This window comes from Pseudomonas sp. NFIX10, assembly GCF_900111955.1.
Taxonomy (GTDB): domain Bacteria; phylum Pseudomonadota; class Gammaproteobacteria; order Pseudomonadales; family Pseudomonadaceae; genus Aquipseudomonas; species Aquipseudomonas fluorescens_AA.
In genome coordinates this window covers 76,150-97,740 of record NZ_FOKH01000008.1, presented here as the reverse complement: position 1 = coordinate 97,740, position 21,591 = coordinate 76,150, and the positions used below count along the sequence as shown (strand labels likewise).

The window sequence follows — 21,591 nt, the reverse complement described above, 5'->3', positions numbered from 1 at the left end:
AAGGGGTCATCCATCATGGCTACCACCACGAAAACTCGCTCTGTCACCGCCCACGTCCCAGTGCAACTGGCCGAAAAAGTCGACCTGATGGCTGAGCGCCTTGAGCGCTCCAGGAACTGGATCGTCAAACAGGCTCTATCTGCTTGGATAGATCAGGAAGAGGAGCGCAGTCGTCTGACCCACGAGGCCCTGGCCGATGTTGACGCTGGCCGTGTAATTGATCACCAGGCGGTCCAGGCTTGGGCCGATAGTCTCAACACCGACACTCCGTTACCGGTCCCGCGCTGATGGAGTTGAAGTGGACCAGTAAGGCACTGTCCGACATAGCCCGACTCTACGAGTTTCTGGCATCGGTGAACCAACCCGCCGCCGCACGAACAGTACAACAGCTCACGACTGCACCGACCTCATTGCTGGTCAACCCGCGCATGGGTGAACGTCTGGAAGAGTTCGAACCTCGGGATGTGCGCAGAATTCAGGTCGGCCACTACGAGATGCGTTACGAAATAGTAGGTTCCACCCTGTACCTGCTGCGCCTGTGGCACACACGTGAGGAACGATAACCTCGACTCGGCCAGCCTGGTCGCGATGACAGCGGCACCTTCAACATCGATGCAAGCTGACCTACCGCTTTCGCGAGCAAGCCCGCTCCCACAGACACTCAGCGCGCCTGCCAGTCAAAGTGCAAGACCCTTTCTCCCGCCCTCTTGCAGCTTGCACGAACATGAAAAACCACCTTAATACAACCAATTGTTTTTAAACGTTTTTTTAAGACGCTTCGGCTGGCACGGCTGATGCAATTCATTTCATACGCGGCGTTGGCGCTTGAAGCCGGCCCGTAACCGTGAATTGCCTGGAGCTACTTATGAACGCCATCGATCTGTTGAAAGCCGACCATGAACGCGTCAAAGCCATCCTGACTCAACTGAGCGAGTCGACCGAACGCGCCGTGAAAAAACGCACCGACCTGTTGGCGAAACTGGAAATGGAAATTTCCATCCATACCCGTCTGGAAGAAGAGATTCTCTATCCGGCTTTCAAGCAGGCGGGCGGCAAGGATGAGGCGGAAATGTATTACGAAGCCAAGGAAGAACACCGCACCGTCGATTCACTGGTGCTGCCGGACTTGAAAACCACCGACCCAACCCAGCCAGAATTTGCCGGTCGCGTGAAAGTGGTCAAGGAACTGCTTGAGCACCACATCGAAGAAGAAGAGAAAGAGATGTTCCCTCAAGCGAAAAAGCTGCTGGGCAAAGCCAAACTCGATGCCCTGGGTGAGGAAATGGAAACCATGAAAGCGCAGTACAAAAAAGAGCTGAGCAGCGCCAACCTCGCCGCCTGACTCTCAACGCCGTAATGCTTTAGCCCGTCCGTGACGGCTGAATGCATTGCGGCGTTTTACTGCATCTGTTCGCGCAGAAACTCCACCAGCGCCTGTACCGGGCGTGAGCCCTGGCGGTGTTGCGGGTAGACCGCCGACAGCGCCAGGGGCTCGGTTTCGAACCCCTCCAACACCTTGATCAACCGACCATCCTTCAAGGCATCGCCGAGGATGAAGGTAGGCAAGTAGGTGACCCCCATGGCGGCGATGGCCGCGTCCCTGAGCACATCGCCGTTGTTGGCGCGCATGCGCCCCGTGACCTCCAGGGTCAACGGTTTGCCGGCCCCCGCAAAACGCCACTGCACCTGGCGGCTGTGCCCATAGGGCAGACAGTCATGATGGCGCAGGTCTTCCGGTCGCGTGGGTGTGCCTTTCTGCGCCAAGTAGGCGGGACTGGCGCAGTACACCCGCTCAATGGTCGCGATGCGCCGGGCAATCAGCGTCGAGTCCTCCAGCACGCCGATGCGCAGCGCCAGGTCATAGCCCTCCCCCAGCAGGTCCACCGAACGGTCGCTCAGGTCCACTTCGACGCTGACGCCCGGATGGCGCTGCAGGAACTGCGGCAACAGGCTGCCCAGATGCGCCATGGCAAAGGACAGCGGTGCGCTGAGCCGAATCGTGCCACGGGGCTCAGTGTTCTGGCCGCTGATCCCCTGCTCCACCTGTTCGACGTCATTGAGCAGGCGCAGCGACGCTTCGTAATAGCGCTGGCCCAACGGGGTGACGTCCAGCCGGCGGGTCGAGCGATTGAGCAGGCGTACGCCCAGGCGCTGTTCCAATGCCATGAGCTTGCGGCTGACGAACTGCTTGGACAGCCCCAGCTTGTCCGCCGCAGCGGTGAAACTGCCTGACTCCATGACCTGGGCAAAGATGCGCATTTCTTCGAAGGGGTTCATTGTCATTCCTGGGGTGGACAGTCAGGGGGATGAGTTGGGCATTGTGGATGGAGCAAGGCAGGTTGGAAAGATGTTGGATGGGCTGACGCTATCGCGAGCAAGCTCGCTCCCACATGGGTTCCCAGTGATTACAGAGCCTGAATACACCCCAAACCCTGTGGGAGCGAGCTTGCTCGCGATAGCGGCGGATCCGCTCGCAAGACCCTGATACCAGCCACAAAAACGCCCGCACAAAGGCGGGCGTCATTGAGCATGAACCGCTTACTTGGCCGTCAACGCCGAGTAGCTGTTCATCAGGTTGCGGTAGTTCGGAATGCGCTGGGACAGCAGGTTGCCCAGGCCTTCGATGTCGTTGCGCCAGTCGCGATGCAGCTCACAGGCCACCGAGAACCAGTTCATCATCTGCGCACCGGCGGCGGTCATGCGGACCCAGGCGGCCTGTTGCACGGTCTCGTTGAACGTACCCGAGGCATCGGTCACGACGAACACGTCGAAACCTTCCGCCAGCGCCGACAGGGTCGGGAATGCCACGCAGACATCGGTCACCACGCCGGCAATGATCAGTTGCTTGCGGCCGGTGGCCTTGATCGCCTTGACGAAATCTTCGTTGTCCCAGGCATTGATCTGGCCTGGACGCGGGATGTAGGGCGCGTCCGGGAACATTTCCTTGAGCTCTGGCACGATCGGGCCGTTGGGGCCTTGTTCGAAGCTGGTGGTCAGGATGGTCGGCAGTTCGAAGAACTTCGCCAGGTCGGCCAAGGCCAGCACGTTGTTCTTGAACTCGTTGGGCGAGAAGTCCTGGACCAGGGAAATCAGGCCGGTTTGGTGATCGACCAGCAGGACCACCGCGTCGTCTTTGTTCAGACGGTTGTAGGCGGGAACGTTGCTCATGGGATGACTCCTTTGGGATGAAAAATAGGGAACCTGTGGGAGCGAGCTTGCTCGCGATGGCGGAGTGTCAGGCGACGGCAGTGCTGAATGTTCAACCGCTATCGCGAGCAAGCTCGCTCCCACAAAGGGCTTGATGGATCAGTTAAAAGGCAAAGCAGGAACAGCCAAACGCGCCCCAGAAGCCTTGGAAATCGCTGACCGGGACGTTCGACAGTCGTGCGCGTTCATGGCTGTGGGCGTGCACCGTGCACGGGCCGCTGCACTGGTGGACCTGAGCCTGCAACGGTGAAGTCGGGCGCCAATGGCCCGGCACCTTGACCACCGGCGACCAATCGGGCAGCACCGGAACGCTGGCCGGGCCGAGTTTTTCGAAGTCACCGGCGGCGTACACCACCTTGCCGTCGACCACCGTCAGCACCGACTCGATCCACTTGATGGCCTCTTCCTCGACGCTGAAGAAGTCAGCGCTCAGGGCCGCCAGGTCCGCCAGTTGGCCGACCTTGATCTGGCCCTTCTTGCCCTGCTCCGAGGAGAACCAGGCGCTGCCATGGGTAAACAGTTCCAACGCGGTCAGGCGCGGCAGACCCTCTTCGTGCAACGAAAGACCGCCGACCGTGCGGCCGCTGACCATCCAGTACAACGACGTCCAGGGGTTGTAGCTGGAGACGCGGGTGGCATCGGTGCCGGCGCCCACCGGTACGCCTTCGGCCAACATGCGCTTGATCGGCGGCGTGGCTTCGGCGGCCTTGGCACCGTAGCGGTCGACGAAGTATTCGCCCTGGAAGGCCATGCGATCCTGGATCGCAATGCCGCCGCCCAGTGCCCGCACACGTTCGATGTTCTTCGGCGTGATGGTCTCGGCGTGGTCGAAGAACCATGGCAGGCCGTTGAACGGAATATCGCGGTTGACCTTCTCGAACACATCGAGCATGCGGCTGATGGACTCGTCATACGTGGCGTGCAAGCGGAATGGCCAGCGTTGCTCCACCAGGTGCCGGACCACCGGTTCCAGGTCCTGCTCCATGCCCGGCGGCAGGTCCGGACGCGGCTCCAGGAAGTCCTCGAAATCCGCCGCCGAGAACACCAGCATTTCCCCGGCGCCGTTGTGCCGCAGGAAATCGTCGCCCTGGTGCAGCTTGACGCTGCCGGTCCAGTTCTTGAAGTCGCTGAGTTCTTCCTTGGGCTTCTGTGTGAACAGGTTGTAGGCGATGCGCACCGTCAACTGCTGCTCGCGGGCCAACTGCTCGATCACCGCGTAGTCGTCCGGGTAGTTCTGGAAACCGCCGCCGGCATCGATGGCGCTGGTCAGGCCCAGGCGATTGAGTTCCCGCATGAACTGGCGAGTGGAGTTGACCTGGTATTCCAGCGGCAGCTTCGGCCCTTTCGCCAGCGTCGAGTAAAGGATCATCGCGTTGGGCCGCGCCACCAGCATGCCGGTGGGCTCGCCCTTGCTGTCACGCACGATCTCGCCACCCGGCGGGTTCGGCGTGTCACGGGTGTAGCCGGCGACCCGCAGCGCGGCGCGGTTGAGCAAGGCGCGGTCATACAGGTGCAACACGAATACCGGCGTATCGGGGGCCGCCTGGTTGAGTTCTTCCAGGGTCGGCATGCGCTTTTCGGCGAACTGGAATTCGTTCCAGCCGCCCACCACGCGCACCCATTGTGGCGTTGGCGTGCGGTCGGCCTGGTCCTTGAGCATGCGCAAGGCATCGGCCAGGGACGGCACGCCTTCCCAGCGCAGTTCCAGGTTGTAGTTCAGACCGCCACGGATCAGGTGCAAGTGCGAGTCGTTGAGGCCGGGGATAACGGTACGGCCCTTGAGGTCGATGACCTGGGTGCCGCTGCCCCGCAGGGCCATGGCCTCGGCATCGGTGCCTACCGCGACGAAGCGGCCCTGGCTGATGGCGACTGCGCTGGCCCGAGGTTTCTCGCGGTCGACGGTATGGAATTGACCGTTGAATAGAATCAGATCGGCGTTCATAGGGTTACCTTTGACGATAAGAGTGAATACGGTCCGTGGCGAGGGAGCTTGCTCCCGCTCGGCTGCGTAGCAGCCGCAAAAAGCCAGGGGCCGCTTCGCAGCCCAGCGGGAGCAAGCTCCCTCGCCACAACTATGTTTGTCATAACCGCTCAGCGATGCTCGGGCTCCAGGTGCTCATGGGTCCTGGGTTGCAGCCAAGGCGCGAACAGGCGTGTCGCCAAAGGCATGCACACGTAGACCACCGAGAGCACGATGGTCAGGGTGATCAGGAACGTGGCCACCACGTAGTTGGAAAGGAAGGCATCGAGTTGCAGCACCGGCCCCCAGATCAGCGGCACCAGCAGCGTGTGGGGCAGGATCACCAGCAGCGTCACCACGGCCTGTTTCCAGCGCGGCGGCGGCATGGCGGCGTCGGCCAGCGGGGCGAACCAGAATTCCTTGTGCGACCCGACTTCGGTCTGGTCGCCGTCGGCCAGCATGGGAGTGGCTTGCGCGACCAGCTCACGGCGTTCGGGGGAGTCCAGCCAGCGTTGCATGGTCTCGGTGGAGCAAAAACGCAGCACGCAGGTGAACAGCGACAACCCGCCCTGCTTGCCCCGCACCACATCCACGCCCAGGTGGCCGGGCCACTGACCGGCCAGGCCCACGATGCGGCGCAGCCAGGCCTCGTAGGCCGCGTCCTGGCCGGCCTTGATCCGGTGCTTGACCACCAGGGTCACGATTTCATCGAGGCCGGGTTTGGCCGGGCTCCCAGGAGAGTCGATGGTTTGAGATTCAGACATGGCGAAGCACTCCAACAAAACGCGCGTTCAGCGCCAGGCGCCCGGGCCCGGCGATCAATACGCTGGTAAATATGATCAACAGCAACCAACCGAACTGCCCTTCTTCCAGGCTCCATTGCGGATGCACCACCAGCAGCGCCACCGCCAGCAGAAACAGGATGGGCAAGCACGCCAGGCGCACCAGCACACCGGCCATGATCAGCAGCGGACACAGCACCTCGGCGAAAATCGCCAGGATCAGGGTTGGCGCCGCCCCCAGGTGAAAGGGGTCTTCGATGCGGGTCAGCTCGACGCTGTAGTGCAACAGCTTCGGCAGCCCATGGACCCACAGCAGGAACAACCCGCCGCTCAGGCGCAGGAACAACAAACCCAGGTCCTGCCACGGGCGCTCATCGGTCATGTTCATCGGTGGGCTCCGTCCGGAGCGGCCGAGGCAGCGGCCGGCAATGGTTGGGACATGTGGCTGGCAATGCGCGAGCGCAGCCAGCGCTCGGCCGGGTCGTTGTCATGCACGCCGCTCCAGACCATCGACAGTTCAGCCGCATTGATCTCGAATGGCGGGTCCTCGGCACGCAGCGCGCAGCCTTCCACCAGCGCGCAGGCGGCATAGTCAGGCACGGTGGCGATCAGCTCGGTACCCGCCAGCAAGGCTCGCAGCCCGCTGAATTGCGGCACCGCCAGCACCACTTTGCGGGTCCGGCCGATGCGGGCCAGGTCCAGGTCGATGTTGCCGCTCAAGTCGCCCGAAAACGAAACCATGGCGTGGGGCCGCGAGCAGTACTCGTCCAGGGTCAGCGGCCCCGGGCGCTTGTCGCCACGCAAGACCTTGCAAGGAATGTCCCGCAGTTTCTTACGTTTGGCATTGGCCGGCAGATCGGTGGTGTAGCTCACGCCGACGCTGATTTCACCGCTGGCCAGCAGCGATGACATCAGCAGGAAATTGGCCCGGCGCACCACCACGATGATCCCCGGCGCCTCTTCGCGCAGTTGGCTCAGCAATGGCGGAAACAGGCCGAACTCAGCATCGTCGGACAGCCCGATGCGAAACACATCGCAACTGGTGGACGGGTCGAACGCCTTGGCCCGGCTGACCGCGCCGGAGATGGTGTCCATGGCCGGTTGCAGCTCTCGCAGGATCGCCAGGGCTCGCGGGGTCGGTTCCATGCCACGACCGTGACGGATCAGCAACGGGTCATCGAACAGATCCCGCAGCCGCCCCAGCGCCGCGCTCACCGCCGGCTGGCCCATGAACAGCTTTTCGGCGACGCGGGTCAGGTTTTTCTCGAACATCAGCGCCTCGAAGATCACCAGCAGGTTCATGTCGAGACGGCGTAAATCGTTGCGGTTCATCGGTTTTTGGTCCTGTTGAATGCCAAGGGTTGGTGGAGTCCCTGTGGGAGCGGGCTTGCTCGCGAAGGCGCACCGACATTCAACATCTTCGTCGACTGACACACCGCTTTCGCGAGCAAGCCCGCTCCCACATGAACGCTGTGCTTGCCTCATAGCACCAGGGCAAGCCCCGCCCCCCCCTCAGCCCTGGATAAACGCCAGCAGGTCCGCGTTCAGCCGATCCTTGTGGGTATCGGTCAGGCCATGGGGCGCGCCCGGGTACACCAGCAACTGCGAGTTCTTCAGCAACTTGGCGGCGGCGATGCCGGCGGTCTCGATGGGGACCATCTGGTCGTCATCGCCATGGACCACCAGGGTCGGCACGTCGATGTTGCGCAGGTCTTCGGAAAGATCGGTCTCCGAGAACGCCTTGATGCAGTCGTAGGTGTTCTTGTGGCCGGCGAGCATGCCCTGCATCCAGAACCAGTCGATCATGCCTTGGGAGACTTTGGCGCCCGGCCGGTTGGCGCCGAAAAACGCGCTGGCCACATCTTTGTATAGCTGAGAACGATCGGCCAGGGAGGCCTGGCGGAAACCGTCGAAGACTTCGATGGGCAAGCCGCCAGGATTGGCCGCGGTCCTGACCATCAGCGGCGTCACCGCCGAGATCAGGCCGAGCTTGGCGACCCGGGCGGCACCATGGCGACCGATGTAGCGCGCCACTTCCCCACCGCCAGTGGAGAAGCCGAGCAGCACCGCGTTCTTCAAGTCCAGGCGTTCGATCAGCTCGGCCAGGTCATCGGCGTAGGTGTCCATGTCGTTGCCGTCCCAGGGCTGGCTGGAACGCCCGTGTCCACGGCGGTCATGGGCGATCACCCGATACCCGTTGGACGCCAGGAACATCATCTGCCCCTCCCAACTGTCCGAGTTCAACGGCCAGCCGTGGCTGAAGACCACCGGTTGACCACTGCCCCAATCCTTGTAGTAAATCTCGGTGCCGTCGCGGGTGATGAAGGTGCTCATGACATGACTCCTTGGGATGGGTGGATCGCTTTATGGTCTGGTCAGAGGGGGCATGGGCGTGAGTTAAACGTTGTTAATTTTTTCGGGACTGAAGTGTTAAAAACCCGGATTAAGACTGCTTTTGTGGCGAGGGGATTTATCCCCGCTGGGCTGCGCAGCAGCCCCAAAAGCGACATATCGGTGTGTCAGGCTGACTGGAGTTTGGGTTGTGGGGGCCGCTTCGCAGCCCAACGGGGATAAATCCCCTCGCCACAGGGATCTGTGCCTGGCAGGGAAGCCCGCGCCGTTGCGCTTGAAACCAAACCTGAGGAATATGCTCGGGTAAAGCCCAGGCATCGGGCCCAGAACATTGAGAGCACCATGAGCCAATACCTCAGCCTGCCCGTCGAACAGACGGTGCATTTCGGCCCTTATCGGGTCCATCCGCGCCAGCGCCTGGTACTGGAGGGCGAGCAACCGTTGCGCCTGGGACGGCGGGCCGTGGAGATCCTGCTGGTGTTGCTCGAACATGCAGGCGAAGTGGTGAGCAAGCAGCAACTGATCGCCCGGGTCTGGCCCAGGAGCGTGGTGGAAGACACCAACCTGCGCGTACACGTCGCGGCACTGCGCAAGGCCCTCGGGGACGGCCAGGCCGGGCAGCGCTACATCGTCACCGTGGCGCAGCGCGGCTACAGCTTTGTCGCGCCGGTGTCATTCGGATCCCTCGACCCATTGGCGCGCATTCCTCATCCGTCCTTGGCGCGCAACCTGCCGCTGCAGCGCACGCGCCTGATCGGACGCCAGGCCCTGGTGGAAAACCTGGTGACCCAGTTGCCCCGAAAGCGTTTCATTACCCTGGTCGGCACCGGCGGCATCGGCAAGACCACCGTCGCCCTGCGGGTCGCTGAACGGCTGATCGGCCACTACCGTGACGGCACCCATCTGCTGGACCTGGCATCGCTCAACGATGCGGCCATGATCGTCCCCAACCTGTGCGCATTGCTCGACCTGCCGCTGCAGGACGGTGATTCGCTGGACACTGTCGCCCGACAGCTCAAAGAGCGGCATCTGCTGCTGGTGATCGACAACTGCGAGCATCTGATCGATGCCATCGCCAAGCTCAGCGAAACCTTGCTGCGCGGTGCCCCTCACCTGCACATCCTGGCCACCAGCCGCGAAGGCTTGCGCGCCGAAGGCGAATACGTGCAGCGCCTGGATGCCCTGGCATGCCCGCCCCGGGAAACGCCCATCGAGGGTTATCCCGCCCTGAAGTACCCGGCGCTGCAACTGTTTGCCGAACGTGCGATGGCCAGCCGTGACGACTTCGAACTGACCGACCGCGAGGTGCCGTTGATCGTCGACATCTGCCAGCGGCTGGACGGGATTCCCCTGGCTATCGAGCTGGCCGCCGGACAACTCGGCCGCTTCAGCCTCGAAACACTGCACCGGCAATTGCAAGACAACGTCGCCCTGCTCCACAACGACACCGGCGCCGCACCGCGCCAGCAAACTCTGCGCGCCACGCTGGACTGGAGCTTCGCGCTGCTCACGGCTTGCGAGCAGACCTGCCTGCGGCGGCTGGCGGTGTTCATGGGCAGTTTCAACCTGGCCTCGGCCGCGGCGGTGATCGTCGGCCAGCATGTCACACCCGACCAGGTGCTGGTGTCGGTCAGCCAGTTGGTCGCCAAGTCGTTGCTCAACGTCGAGATCGGCGATGAAGAAGTGCGCTATCGCCTGCTGGACACCACCCGCCGTTATGCCTTGGAAAAACTGACCGAAGCCGGGGAACTGGCGGCCAGCCATGAGCGCCATGCCGAACGCTGCCTGGCGCTCATGGGGCAAGCGGAAAACGATTGGGAGAACACCCCTACCCGACTGTGGATCGCCCGCTACGCCGACTATCGCGACGACATCCGCGCGGCGCTCGACCGCGGCTTGGGCCCACAGGGTTCACACGCCGTGGCGATCCGCCTGACTGCCCGCACCCTGCCCCTCTGGCAAGAGCTGTCGCTGCTCAAGGAGCACGGCCTCTACGTCAACAAGGCGCTGCAATTGTTGCGGGCCAGCCCCACACCATGCCCACGCCTGACCCTGGCCCTGGAGCTGGCCCACGCCAGTTTCAACTACCACACCGAGGGCGGCACGCCGGCCACGGTCCGTGCCTTCGCCACCGCCCGGCAACTGGCCCGGCAATGCCAGGACCTGGCCAGCGAACTGCGGGCCGTGTCCGGGCAAATGACCGTGGACCTCAGCTGCGGCAACTACCCACAGGCCCTGGCACACAGCCTGGATTTCGACCGGCTCGGTTTGCAGGGCGACCCGATCCTGTCCTTGAGCACCCAACGCCTGCGGGTGCTGGCGCTGCATTTCACCGGCGACCAGGGCGCGGCGCGGCGTGAGGCCGAACAGGTGATCCAGCGCCTGGCCCAGAGCGGCCGCCTCAGCCGCTTCAGCCACGGCTTCGGCGTGCAATACGACCAGAGCGTGGCCGCGCTGACGATTCTGGCGCGCATCCTCTGGCTGCAAGGTTTTGCCGAGAAAGCCCAGCGTACCGCCAACCTGGCGCTGCAGATCGCCTTGCAGATCAATCATGGCATTTCGATCTGCTACACCTTGGCGCTGGCCGGTTGCGTGATCGCCCACTACGCCGGCGATCATCCGACTGCCCGGGAAAGGCTCGACCTGTTGAAGCAGCAGGCCAAGAAACATTCGGTGATGCTGTTCCATGACTGGGCCTGTCATTACGACAGCGTATTCAACGACCAACCCCTGGAGACGAGCCCGACAAACGGACTGATCCAGGACATCGCCGTCACCCTGCGCCCTGGCGTTGTCAGCCCGACGCAACTGGAACGCGCCCGCAGTGGTGCCGCGGGCTGGTGTTCGGCGGAGCTCCTGCGGGCCGGCGCCGAGACCTGGCTGGCGCGGAACGAGCCCTCCTTGGAAGGCCCCGCCGAAACGCAACTGCTGGCCGCCCTGGCCGTCGCCCGTCGTCATCATGCCCTGGCGTGGGAATTGCGCTGCGCCACGTCCCTGGCCCGCTTGTGGCAACGCCGCGGGCAAGTCCAAGCCGCGCAGGAACTGCTCGGGCCGGTCTACCGGCGCTTCAGCGAAGGGTTCAACACTCCCGACCTATTGGAAGCCGGCGCGCTGCTCCAGGGGCTGACTCGCCGGTTGGGGTCTTGAATGGCGCACGCCCCAAGCGCCTTGCAGCACATAACGCCGATGAAACACGGGCCACTGACCACTGCGCCGCAATTTGTCCAGGGCATAGGCGCGCGTGGTGTGCAGCAGTCGAAAACACCCTCCATCGGCCAGCGGCTCGACCATCAGCAATGACACGCTCGCCAGGCGCAATAGCAACGAAGGCAATCGCCCGACACTCAGCTCAGCGCAACTGATCACTGCCAGCGCCGCCCTGAGCGTAAACGGCCCCTCGAACACCGCCAGGCGCTGAAACACGGTTTGTTCGTCAGCACTCAAACGCTCGACACTCGAATCCAGCACGGCCTCCAGGCTTCGATGCCGGGCCACCGCCGTACGCCGCCCGAGGCTCAAGAGTGACAAGCCGTAATCCAATTGTTCGAGGACCCCGGCCAGCCCCAAGGCGTCGACCTGGGCCGCCGCCAGTTCCAACGCCAGCGGCAAGCCGTCCAGGCGCTGGCAGATCCGGGCCAGGATCACCCCATCGCGGCCAACGGGCTGGAAACCCTGTTGCCGGGCGCCCACCCGCTCGATGAGCAACTGCACCGCCGGGCACGCCACGATCTGGTGCTCGGGTTCCAGGGGCGACGCCACGGCCAGGCCCGGCAGCGGCACGATTTTTTCGCCCGGCAGGGCCAGGGGCTCGCGACTGCTGCACAACAACGACACCCCGGGCGCCGTCGTAGCCAGTGCCTGGGCCAATTCCCGACAGGCATCGAGCACGTGCTCGCAACCGTCGAGCACCAGCAACAGGCGGCGGGACTCAAGGCCCCGGCCCAAAGAACCGGGCGCCAGGCCCAGCGTGCCGGCCACCCGCGCCCTCACCTGTGAAGAATCGCTGACGTCCGCCAGGTCAACGAACCAGGCCCCGTCGTCAAAGTGCTCAAGGAGCAGCTCCGCCACCCGCAACACCACGGTGGTCTTGCCGACTCCACCCGGGCCGCTCACGGTGGTCAGGGCTTGACGGGGCACTTGCGCCAGCAGCCGCCCCAGGACTCTGTCGCGGCCGATTACCGGGCTCAAGCGCGTGGGCAGGTTGTGTCGCTCGGCCCTGGGACTCAAAGGCGACTCAACGCCTTCTGGCACCACCAGGGGCATTGCCAGGCAATAGCCTTGTCGCGGATGGTTGAGGATATAGCGAGCACCATCCCGCCCGTCGCCGAAGGCCCGCCGCAGCGCCGCGATGTGCACCCGCAGGTTGATGGCTTCCACGACGCTGTCAGGCCAGACGTGGGCGATGAGGGTTTGCTTGCTGACGTAATGGCCGGCGTGTTCCACCAGTACCTGCAGAACATCCAGGGCCCGGCCACCCAGCGCGAGGGGCTGGCCGTCACGGGTGACCAGCCGTTGCTGCCGGTAGAAGGCGAACGGACCGAAGCCCACCGCCGGCTCGCTATCGGGTTTGACGAAACTGTTCATGGGCGATCCAGCGCGGGATAACCGGTGCAGGCATCAGCGTACGGATCACCGAACACGTCTGCTCCGGGCTCCTGCGCATCCTTTTCAAAGGGCTCGCCGTAATCTTGGCAGGCGCAGGTCTCAGGACAATGCTGGCACTGGGAGCGTCACGGACATCACGGTGCCCTGGACGGACACGACGCCTCAACTGAACTGCTGACGATATTGCACCGGGGTCAGGCCGAGCTTTTCACCGAACAAAAAGCGCATGTGCCGCACACTGCCGAAGCCGCTGCGAAACGCCACGGTCTTGAGCGGCAGGTCCGTGGTTTCCAGCAGCTGACGCGCCCGGTCGATGCGCGCGCCCTGCAGGAACTCCATGGGCGTCATCTTCACCTCACGGGCAAAGACCCGGGCGAAATGCCGTGCGCTCATGGAGGCCAGGGCGGCCATGCGCTCGATGGTGAAGGGTTCTTCCAGGTGCTCCATCACATGATTCTGCACCCGGGTAATGGCCGATTCCTGCGTCGACACCGCCGCCACCGAGGGGCTGAACTGTGCCTGGCCGCCCTGGCGCTTCATCACCACCAGCAACACCTTGGCCACGTCCAACGCGACTTTGCGGCCGTGGTCCTGGGCCACGATGGACAAGGCCAGGTCGATCCCGGCGGTGACACCGCCCGAGGTGATCAGGCGGCGGTCCTGCAGGAAGATCTTGTCGGTTTCCACCTGGGCCTTGGGGAAACGTTGTATCAGGCGTTCGGTGTAATGCCAGTGGGTAGTGACGCGATAACCGTCGAGCAAGCCCGCCTCACCGAGCACGAAGGCACCGGTGCAGATGGAGCCGTAGCGCGTAGCCCGTTGCGCCGCGGCCCGCAGCCAGGTGTGCAGCCCCGGATGCCGGTCGTTATAGGCCCCCGGCCCGCCCGGTACCAGCAACACGTCATACGCCGCCCATGCCTGGTCGATATGGATATCGGCCTGCACCGCCACGCCGTTGGACGCTCGCAACGGCCCGCGCTCGGTCCCCAGGGTCAACAGTTGATAACGCAGGTCCCCTTGGAGGTAACGATTGGCGATGGAAAACACTTCCAGAGGCCCGGCCATGTCGAGCAGCAAAAAATCCGGGAACAGCACCATTGCAACGGTTTTCATCAAGAAAGACGCCAAAAAATCCAGAAACTATGAATGCCCCCTGTGGGAGCGAGCTTGCTCGCGATAGCGGTGTGTCAGTTACATCAATTCCAACTGATCCGACGCTTCGCGAGCAAGCTCGCTCCCACAGGGTTTCTCGTCAGCATTATGGCGAAGCCAGGCATCCGCCGGTAGGCATTCTCGATTGTCCACTAATAACGGACAGTCTTTCGTTTTCCGCCTGCTTATTGAACTTCAGCATAACCATTAACCTTCTTCTGAACCCGGCGAACGGCCCCAGCCGCCGCCCACAGACATCAGGAGAATCATCATGCTGACCCTTCGCAAAGCTTCGGACCGCGGCATTGCCCGCCACGGCTGGCTGACCTCGTTCCACACCTTCTCGTTCGCCAGCTACCGCAACCTCAACGAACAGGGCTTCTCCGACCTGCTGGTCATCAACGACGACCGGGTCGCCGCGGCCAAGGGTTTCGGCCAGCATCCCCACCGGGACATGGAGATCTTTTCCTACGTGCTTGAAGGGGCGCTGGAACACAAGGACACCCTGGGCACGGGCTCGGTCATTCGCCCCGGTGACGTGCAGTTGATGAGCGCCGGCAGCGGCGTGGCCCACAGCGAGTTCAACCACAGTGCGAACGAGCCGGTGCATTTCCTGCAAATCTGGATCGTGCCCAACGTCAGTGGCGCCACGCCACGCTATCAACAGGAGCACTTCAGCCGCGAGCAGAAACGCGGTCGCCTGCAATTGATCATCTCCCCGGACGGCGCCGGCGGCTCGCTCCAGGTGCGCCAGGATGCACGGGTCTACGCCGGGCTGTTCGATGGCGAACAAAGCGCCACCCTGACCCTGGCCCCGGATCGCTATGCCTACGTGCATATGGCCCGAGGCGCTGTCGAGCTCAATGGCGTGCAATTACAGGAAGGTGATGGTGTGCGGGTGCGCGAGGAGCAGGTCCTGACCTTGAGTCATGGCCAGGATGCCGAGGTGCTCGTGTTCGATCTGCGGCCACAGGAACTGCCACAGATGCCATGAAACACCCTTTAGGCCCTGTAGGAGAAATTGTCACGGAGGCTATGAAACACCCATTGTGGGAGCGAGCTTGCTCGCGATGGCGGAGTGTCAGCCACATGAGGATCGGCTGACCTGACGCCATCGCGAGCAAGCTCGCTCCCACAGGGTCTACAGGGTGTTTCGTAATGGAGCCTCCACATTCCCCCGACGCTTCAATCATTCTCCTGTGCAAACACCTCGACAATCTCATCGATCACCGCCCGCACCCGTGCGGTATGGCGCAGGTCCGCGTGGGTGACCAGCCAGACCTCGTAAGGCAGCGCACGCGTGCGCTCCGGCCAGATCCTCAGCAACCCGTCACGCGCGCCCATGTACAGCGGAATTTCTCCGACACCCAGGCCTGCGGCAATCGACCGGCGCACCAACAGGCTCGAACTCAGGCTGGCCACGATCCGTCCGCGATTGATCGGCTCCGAGACCAGGGTGAAATCCTTGCTGCCCTGCCAGTACGGCTGATAAACCACCAAGTCATGCCCCTCGAACTCGCTGCCGGGCGACGGTACGCCACGGGCTTCGACATAGGCTTGGGACGCAAACAATCCTACCGGCCAACGGGCGATTCGCCGAGCGATCAGGTCAGGGTTGTCGGGCCGGGTGTTGCGCACGGCGATGTCCGCTTCGCGCTTGACCAGGCTGAGGATCTGCGTGGACGCGTCCAGTTGCACGCGCACATCGGGATGGCGCCCATGCAGGCTGGCAATGGCCGGAATCAAGAAGTCGATGGCCAATGAGTCGGTGGTGGCGACCCGGACATTGCCGAGCAGGCGATCATCCAGGCCCTGAATCCGGCGCTCCAACTCAAGCGCCGAATGCTCCATCTTCTCCACCGCCTTGAGCGCAGCCTCGCCGACGGCCGTCAGTGCGTAACCGTCTGAAGTACGCAGGAACAACGCGGCATCCAAGGACTTCTCCAACGCCGTAACGCGCCGCCCCACAGTCGCCTGATCCACCCCCAATACCCGCGCGGCACCGCGCAAGGTCGACGCTCGGCAGACGGCCAGAAACACCCGTGCATCATCCCAATTCACTCGCCCTCCTCCGATGCACATATGCATCACTCTGACGCTAAATCGCTGCGCAAACGCAGCGACGATAGCCGATATGCTGGAGGCTATAAACCTTTCACAGGAAACGCCGTCATGTCTTCCTCATCCGCTACGCTCGAATCACCTCCCACAAGCATCTGGCTGCCCATTTTCGCCGGCCTCTGCGCCAGCCTCGTCAGCATCGGCCTGGCGCGTTTCGCCTATACGCCACTGATTCCGGCATTGATCGAGGCCCGTTGGTTTTCCGCCAACGACGTGGTCTACCTGGGGGCGGCGAACCTGGTCGGTTACCTGATCGGCGCCCTGCTCGGCCGTCCCATGGCCCACCGACTGACCAACCGGAACGCGTTGCGGCTGATGATGATCGTCGTGACCGGCGCATTTTTCGCCTGTGCCTTCCCGGTGTCGGTGACCTGGTATTTCGCCTGGCGACTACTGTCGGGGATCGCCGGCGGCGCGATCATGGTGCTGGTGGCGGCGACTGTATTGCCCCATGTACCGGCGGCACGCAAAGGCTTGGCCAGTGGCGCGATTTTCCTTGGCATCGGCCTTGGCATCGCCGGTTCAGGCACGATTGTGCCGCCGCTGTTGAGCCTGGGCCTGCCGGCCACCTGGCTGGGGCTTGGCGCCCTGTCGCTGGCATTGACCGGGTTGAGCTGGTTTGGCTGGCCCCGGGACACGATGCAGGTAACAGCCAGCGCTGCGCCCGACGAGCCCATGCCCCCTGTGGTTTTCCAATTGTTCGCCCAGTATGCGTTCATGGCCGCGGGGCTCGTGCCTGCGATGGTCTTTTTGGTCGACTACGTGGCGCGTGGCCTCGGGGCCGGGGCACATGTCGGGGCAATGGTCTGGGTAATGTATGGCCTTGGGGCGATCATCGGGCCGGTGAGCTATGGTTTTCTCGCCGATCACCTCGGCGCGCGCAAGAGCATCCGACTGGTCCTGGCCGTGCAAGCGATTGCTCTCGGCTTGCTGGCGGTTTCACACACCTTCATGGCACTGGCGCTGTTAGCCGTGATCATCGGTTCGTTTCCGCCGGGCATCGTGCCCTTGGCCCTGGCCCGAGTGCATGAACTGCTCCCGGACCATCATCGTCAACAACTGGCCTGGAGCCGGGCCACTGTTTCGTTCGCCACCTTCCAGGCACTGGCCGGGTTTGCCTACTCGGCCCTGTTCAATGCCAGTGGCGGACACCACGGATTGCTTTTCCTGATCTCCGCCGGGGCGATTCTTTTTGCATTGATGCTCGATTTCCCTTTCGGCGCAGAAAAAAGCTCGAAAATCCTGAAACCGTGATTATCGATGCAGCTCAGACGAAAAACGTCAGCGCAAGGCTTGCTTGCGCTCCGATTTCGAACGGTAACTGCCAGGCGGCACACCAAAGAAATCCCGGAAACGACGCTGGAAGTGCGGGGAGCTGACAAAGCCTGTCGCCACGGCGATTTCGGTCACGGACCGATTGGTTTGCTGAATGAGCTGGCGAGCACGTGTCAGGCGCAGCTCCAGGTAATAACGCGTTGGGGTCGCGCCGAGAAAACTGCAGAACCGTCGCTCCAACTGGCGCTTGGAAATCTTCACGCACGCCGCCAGCTCATCGATGGTCAAGGGCTCCTCTACGTTCTGCCACATCAGCTCCAACGCCAACTTGAGACTTTCCGGCAGCGTCGGGTCGGTCTCGACGAAAACCGGTGGCAAGTCCGTCGCATCGTCGCCGGACTCATCACAACGCAGAATTTCCTCGATGGCCCCCACCAGCGCCGCTCCGCCCGTCTGGCGAATCAATTGGAGCATCATGCGCAGCGAACTGTTGGCGCCCGCGCAACTGACCCGCTCCCGATCCACCACATAGGCCCGGCTGGACACCTTCACATGGGGAAACACCTCCACCATCATGGCACGGCTTTCCGGGTGGACAGCACATTCGAAACCATCCAACAGATTGGCATCGGCGACGAAAAAAACACCGTTCCACAAGCCACCCAGGATCGCCCCGGACGCCGCATTGGCGCGCAGCTTGCGGCGCAGCAAGGGATGGCCTTGCAACTTCACGCGAAAGCCCCCGGCGACAATCAGCACGTCCTGGTTTTCCGGCATCTGCGCCAGTTCGACATCCGTCGAGATGACAATGCCCAGGTCGCTCGTCACCTGCCCACCTGAAACCCCCACCGTCAGTACCTCGTAGAGGGGCATGTCGCTCATCAGGTTGGCGGTCACCAGCGCGTCCACCGCACCGGTGAAGGACATCATCGAGAAGTTGTCCATCAAGACAAACGCGACACGGATCGGTGCCTGGCTGGCGGGCGCCGCTCCGAGCGGTCGATAAGCCATGTTCTTGTTTTTGAGTACGCTCTCGAATGCGCTTGGCATAGGGCCTCGTTAATACATTAAAGACAATGAGGATTTACTGCACGTAAGTGCCCGAGCCGCAGGGCGAAGGCGCAAAGCAAACCACGTTATCTTCCAGGCTAGTCAAGTCAGCTGCAATCGCGCCTACGCCCTCCACCGATCGTCCCGCGCCAAAAATGGCAAGCCTCAAGTGCCTACGACTTTGGTCGATACACTGGCAGTAGGCATAGGCGCTTTTCCCTTCCAGAGACTCGCAACGCCAATCACTGCTGTTTCTGCCGTTCCAACACTTAAAAAATTCCGCGGGAGAAGTCATGAATATCAAACAGAAGCTGACATGGGCGTTCGCGGCCATCGCCTGCCTCCCGGTTATCCTGGTGGCGGTGCTTGTCGTAATGAACCTGCGCGACGCCGCGAAGGCCAACTTCCTGGATAGCAGCGGCCGTGAAATCCGCCAGATCGACAACGGCATGAAACAGTTCTTCGATGGCATCAGCCAGAACGTCGAATTCTTCGCCAAGGATCCACGGATCGTCGCAGCCAAGGATCTGAAAAACTACTCCGGTGCCGACGCCGCACAAATTCCTCTCCCCGAGATCAACAAACAGCTTTTGGAGATCTTCGACAGATTCGCCAAGAGCCACCCGACCACCGCCTATCTTTCCCTGGGCCTGGCCGACGGCGGCTATGCCAGTTGGCCTGACGATCCCAAGATATCCAACTACGACCCGCGGGTGCGCCCATGGTACAAGGCCGCCATCGCCGCGCCGGGTACCACCGTACGTACGGATGCCTATTATTGGGCGCCAGATGATGTCTCATTGATCGGCATCGTACATACGGTTTCAGACGCCGCCGGCAAACTGGTGGGGGTGGTAGGCCTGGACGTGTCGCTCAAGCAGCTCACCGAACTGGTCAAGAACATCAAGCTGGGCGACAGCGGCTACCTGATGCTGGTGGAAGCCAACGGCAACGTCCTGGTGGACGCCGCCGATGCCAAGCACAACTTCAAGCCGCTGGCCGACCTTGGCCCCAACTATGCCGAGCTGGCCAAAAGCAGCGATGGCGTGACTCAGATCGAGATCGACGGCGTGCCCTACATGGCCAACGTGGTCAGCTCCAAAGGGTTGGGCTGGCGTTTCATCGGCCTGATCAAGCGCGATGAAGTGATGGCCGAGGCCGCGAGCCTGACTTGGCTGATCGCCGCCATCGCCGCCGCGCTGGCCGTGGTCTTCGCCGTGGTGGGCGCCAGTTTCGCCAGCGTGATCGTGCGGCCGATTCGCGGCGTTGCCAATGGCCTGCAGGAAATCGCCGAAGGTGAAGGCGACCTCACCCGCAAACTCATCGTGCAAGGCAAGGACGAAACGGCCACCCTGGCGGGCTGGTTCAACCAGTTCCTGGGCATGATCGCGCAACTGATGCAACGCATCGGCAGCGCCTCTTCCGACCTGCAAACCGCCGCGGCCGATACCAGCCATGTGGCCCAGAACATGAACGATGCCGCCGGGCGCCAGCGCCAGGCCGTGGAATTGGTGAGCACCGCGTTCAACGAAATGGTTGCCACCGCCAACGAAGTGGCCCGTTCTTGCAGCCAGGCCGCCTCCAGTGCGGACGAAGGCTACCGCGATGTGCACGACGGCCAGCATCACATCGGCGAAGCCACCGGCAGCGTGCTGAAACTGAGCGAAGACCTGCAAAAATCGACCCAGACCATGCAGGCGTTGGAGCAGGACAGCAAGAACATCAACACCATCCTCGACACCATTCGCTCGATTGCCGAACAGACCAACCTGTTGGCCCTCAACGCCGCGATCGAAGCCGCACGGGCTGGCGATCAAGGTCGTGGGTTCGCCGTGGTGGCCGACGAGGTGCGGGCCCTGGCACGGCGCACCGCCGACTCCACCGGCGAGATCGACAGCCTGCTGGGCAACCTCGCCCGGCGCACCCAGGAAGTCACCCAGCAGATGCAAAGCAGCCTGCAGGTGTCGCACACCAGCGTCGAGCGCATTCAACAGGCCCGTGACAGCTTCGACAAGATCCGCAATTCGGTGGACTCGATTCGCGACCAGAACACCCAGATCGCCACGGCGGCAGAGGAGCAGCACCAGGTGGCCGAAGACATCAACCGGCACATCGCGCAGATTCATGCCGATGCCCAGTTGGTCGAGGAGTTCGCTCACTCGGCACAGACCGGCTCGGGGCGTTTGACGGATATTTCCGGGCAGCTCAAGGGCTTGGTTGGGCGCTTCAGGTTCTAGCGTGTTCGAGGTGGCGAGCCAGGGACGGCTCGCCGCTCAGGATGATACGAATGAAAAGCCGCGATTGACCGCACTGCGCTCATACTCCAAAAGACACTCATAATCAGCCTCACTGGCCGGCAGGACCTCCCTGATCGCCAAGTCACGGGAAATCTCGGGAAGCTGGCTCAAGGCTTCGTTCATTGCGCGCCGGATAGACTCTGCCTGCGGCGCCGTTCGACGAATCGACGTTATGTAAGGCAGGCAGGGACTGCGCACACTTCGCGCCAGGACCCTGAGGCCGTCGATCTCCTCACTGTGGTCTCTCGCCAGATAGTCGTAGGTGACGCTGTCGATGGAAGCCAAATCGCCCTCGCCCTTTTTCAGTCTTCGCATGCTCTCCCTGTGGGATCCGGTGAAGGTGAGTTTCGAGAAAAAACCACGGTCGCCGATCCCCGCCAACGTGTGGCGCAATAAATTCATTCCAGAGTTGGAATCCCGGGCGTTGATCAGCCCATGGCTGCCCTGCAAATCCGCCAGATCAGTCACGGGCGAATCAGCTCTACACAGCAGCAAACTGCAATGGTCACCCCCCGAGCCATGGGCAAGCTCATAGCTCGGACGCCCTATCAGCCTCACCTTCCCCCGCAGTGACGTGACGAATGGATAACCGCAGGTCTGGGATAACAACAGATCAGGGGAAAGCCAATGGGACACGGGATCGACGATCGGCTTTCGCTCGTGGCGCTCACCCAGAATTTCCAGGATGCGCTGGAGCCAGGCGTCCTGTGCCTGTAAAACCCTGGCGGGGGCGAGGTACATGGATAGATCGCTGGTCATATGAAAGCCATCCAGAGGATTGTGAGTGACG

19 protein-coding genes and 1 pseudogene are annotated in these 21,591 nt (G+C 62.6%); 8 read left to right on the top strand and 12 right to left on the bottom strand.

What is annotated here, in order from left to right; all coding sequences use genetic code 11:
• Positions 1 to 15: 15 nt before the first annotated feature.
• From BM321_RS09780 to BM321_RS09770, 3 genes are all read left to right on the top strand, one after another.
• Positions 16 to 288: a CopG family ribbon-helix-helix protein gene (locus BM321_RS09780; RefSeq protein WP_092326742.1), complete on the top strand. Its 273-nt coding sequence runs from the start codon at positions 16 to 18 to the stop codon at positions 286 to 288.
• Positions 288 to 563 carry a type II toxin-antitoxin system RelE/ParE family toxin gene (locus tag BM321_RS09775; protein ID WP_092442353.1) on the top strand — a complete coding sequence of 92 codons (276 nt, stop codon included), beginning with the start codon at positions 288 to 290 and terminating at the stop codon, positions 561 to 563. Before BM321_RS09780 ends, BM321_RS09775 begins: the two co-directional genes overlap by 1 nt.
• 302 nt (positions 564 to 865) lie before the next feature.
• A complete protein-coding gene (locus tag BM321_RS09770; RefSeq protein ID WP_072406835.1) occupies positions 866 to 1,342 on the top strand; it encodes a hemerythrin domain-containing protein in 477 nt (158 codons plus the stop codon).
• Between the two features lie 56 nt (positions 1,343 to 1,398).
• On the opposite strand, the gene BM321_RS09765 is transcribed toward BM321_RS09770, so the two are convergent.
• The 7 genes from BM321_RS09765 to BM321_RS09735 form a co-directional block, all read right to left on the bottom strand.
• Complete coding sequence (locus BM321_RS09765; RefSeq protein ID WP_092442352.1) at positions 1,399 to 2,277, bottom strand: LysR family transcriptional regulator; 879 nt, start codon at positions 2,275 to 2,277, stop codon at positions 1,399 to 1,401.
• Between the two features lie 261 nt (positions 2,278 to 2,538).
• Positions 2,539 to 3,168, bottom strand: a complete 630-nt coding sequence (gene ycaC, locus BM321_RS09760) for an isochorismate family cysteine hydrolase YcaC (protein WP_014337664.1) — start codon at positions 3,166 to 3,168, stop codon at positions 2,539 to 2,541.
• A 142-nt stretch (positions 3,169 to 3,310) separates the two neighbouring features.
• A complete protein-coding gene (locus tag BM321_RS09755) occupies positions 3,311 to 5,149 on the bottom strand; it encodes an amidohydrolase (protein ID WP_024617381.1) in 1,839 nt (612 codons plus the stop codon).
• 149 nt (positions 5,150 to 5,298) lie between these two features.
• Positions 5,299 to 5,931 (bottom strand): antibiotic biosynthesis monooxygenase, encoded by a 633-nt coding sequence (locus tag BM321_RS09750; RefSeq protein ID WP_092442351.1) that lies wholly within the window; start codon positions 5,929 to 5,931, stop codon positions 5,299 to 5,301.
• Complete coding sequence (locus BM321_RS09745; protein WP_092326749.1) at positions 5,924 to 6,337, bottom strand: DoxX family protein; 414 nt, start codon at positions 6,335 to 6,337, stop codon at positions 5,924 to 5,926. The genes BM321_RS09750 and BM321_RS09745 overlap by 8 nt, the downstream gene beginning before the upstream one ends.
• Positions 6,334 to 7,281: a LysR family transcriptional regulator gene (locus tag BM321_RS09740; protein ID WP_060741535.1), complete on the bottom strand. Its 948-nt coding sequence runs from the start codon at positions 7,279 to 7,281 to the stop codon at positions 6,334 to 6,336. Before BM321_RS09740 ends, BM321_RS09745 begins: the two co-directional genes overlap by 4 nt.
• A gap of 180 nt (positions 7,282 to 7,461) precedes the next feature.
• On the bottom strand, positions 7,462 to 8,283 hold the full coding sequence (locus BM321_RS09735; RefSeq protein WP_092442350.1) for an alpha/beta fold hydrolase: 822 nt from the start codon (positions 8,281 to 8,283) through the stop codon (positions 7,462 to 7,464).
• A 360-nt stretch (positions 8,284 to 8,643) separates the two neighbouring features.
• On the opposite strand from BM321_RS09735, the gene BM321_RS09730 reads away from it, so the two are divergent.
• Positions 8,644 to 11,448 carry an ATP-binding protein gene (locus tag BM321_RS09730; protein WP_092442349.1) on the top strand — a complete coding sequence of 935 codons (2,805 nt, stop codon included), beginning with the start codon at positions 8,644 to 8,646 and terminating at the stop codon, positions 11,446 to 11,448.
• On the opposite strand, the gene BM321_RS09725 is transcribed toward BM321_RS09730, so the two are convergent.
• Entirely contained in the window at positions 11,395 to 12,885 is a 1,491-nt protein-coding gene (locus tag BM321_RS09725; RefSeq protein ID WP_092442348.1) for an ATP-binding protein, read from the bottom strand. The two genes, BM321_RS09730 and BM321_RS09725, sit on opposite strands and share 54 nt — an antisense overlap.
• Before the next feature lie 183 nt (positions 12,886 to 13,068).
• Positions 13,069 to 14,019, bottom strand: a complete 951-nt coding sequence (locus BM321_RS09720; RefSeq protein WP_092442347.1) for a GlxA family transcriptional regulator — start codon at positions 14,017 to 14,019, stop codon at positions 13,069 to 13,071.
• Between the two features lie 310 nt (positions 14,020 to 14,329).
• Between BM321_RS09720 and BM321_RS09715 the strand changes: the two genes are divergently transcribed.
• Positions 14,330 to 15,052, top strand: a complete 723-nt coding sequence (locus BM321_RS09715) for a pirin family protein (protein WP_092442346.1) — start codon at positions 14,330 to 14,332, stop codon at positions 15,050 to 15,052.
• Between the two features lie 191 nt (positions 15,053 to 15,243).
• Here the strand turns inward: BM321_RS09715 and BM321_RS09710 are convergent, their stop codons facing one another.
• Entirely contained in the window at positions 15,244 to 16,119 is an 876-nt protein-coding gene (locus BM321_RS09710) for a LysR family transcriptional regulator (RefSeq protein ID WP_092442345.1), read from the bottom strand.
• Between the two features lie 111 nt (positions 16,120 to 16,230).
• Between BM321_RS09710 and BM321_RS09705 the strand changes: the two genes are divergently transcribed.
• Positions 16,231 to 17,433 carry a YbfB/YjiJ family MFS transporter gene (locus BM321_RS09705; RefSeq protein ID WP_092442344.1) on the top strand — a complete coding sequence of 401 codons (1,203 nt, stop codon included), beginning with the start codon at positions 16,231 to 16,233 and terminating at the stop codon, positions 17,431 to 17,433.
• Between the two features lie 27 nt (positions 17,434 to 17,460).
• Here the strand turns inward: BM321_RS09705 and BM321_RS09700 are convergent, their stop codons facing one another.
• Positions 17,461 to 18,504, bottom strand: coding sequence for a GlxA family transcriptional regulator (locus BM321_RS09700; protein ID WP_092253902.1), 1,044 nt, complete (start codon positions 18,502 to 18,504; stop codon positions 17,461 to 17,463).
• A 293-nt stretch (positions 18,505 to 18,797) separates the two neighbouring features.
• Here BM321_RS09700 and BM321_RS31250 point away from each other — a divergent pair.
• A pseudogene (locus tag BM321_RS31250) lies at positions 18,798 to 19,880 on the top strand (cache domain-containing protein); the annotation flags it as partial.
• A gap of 6 nt (positions 19,881 to 19,886) precedes the next feature.
• A complete protein-coding gene (locus tag BM321_RS31245) occupies positions 19,887 to 20,741 on the top strand; it encodes a methyl-accepting chemotaxis protein (protein WP_371856615.1) in 855 nt (284 codons plus the stop codon).
• A gap of 36 nt (positions 20,742 to 20,777) precedes the next feature.
• Here the strand turns inward: BM321_RS31245 and BM321_RS09690 are convergent, their stop codons facing one another.
• Positions 20,778 to 21,560 carry a phosphate/phosphite/phosphonate ABC transporter substrate-binding protein gene (locus BM321_RS09690; protein ID WP_092442342.1) on the bottom strand — a complete coding sequence of 261 codons (783 nt, stop codon included), beginning with the start codon at positions 21,558 to 21,560 and terminating at the stop codon, positions 20,778 to 20,780.
• Between the last annotated feature and the right edge of the window lie 31 nt (positions 21,561 to 21,591).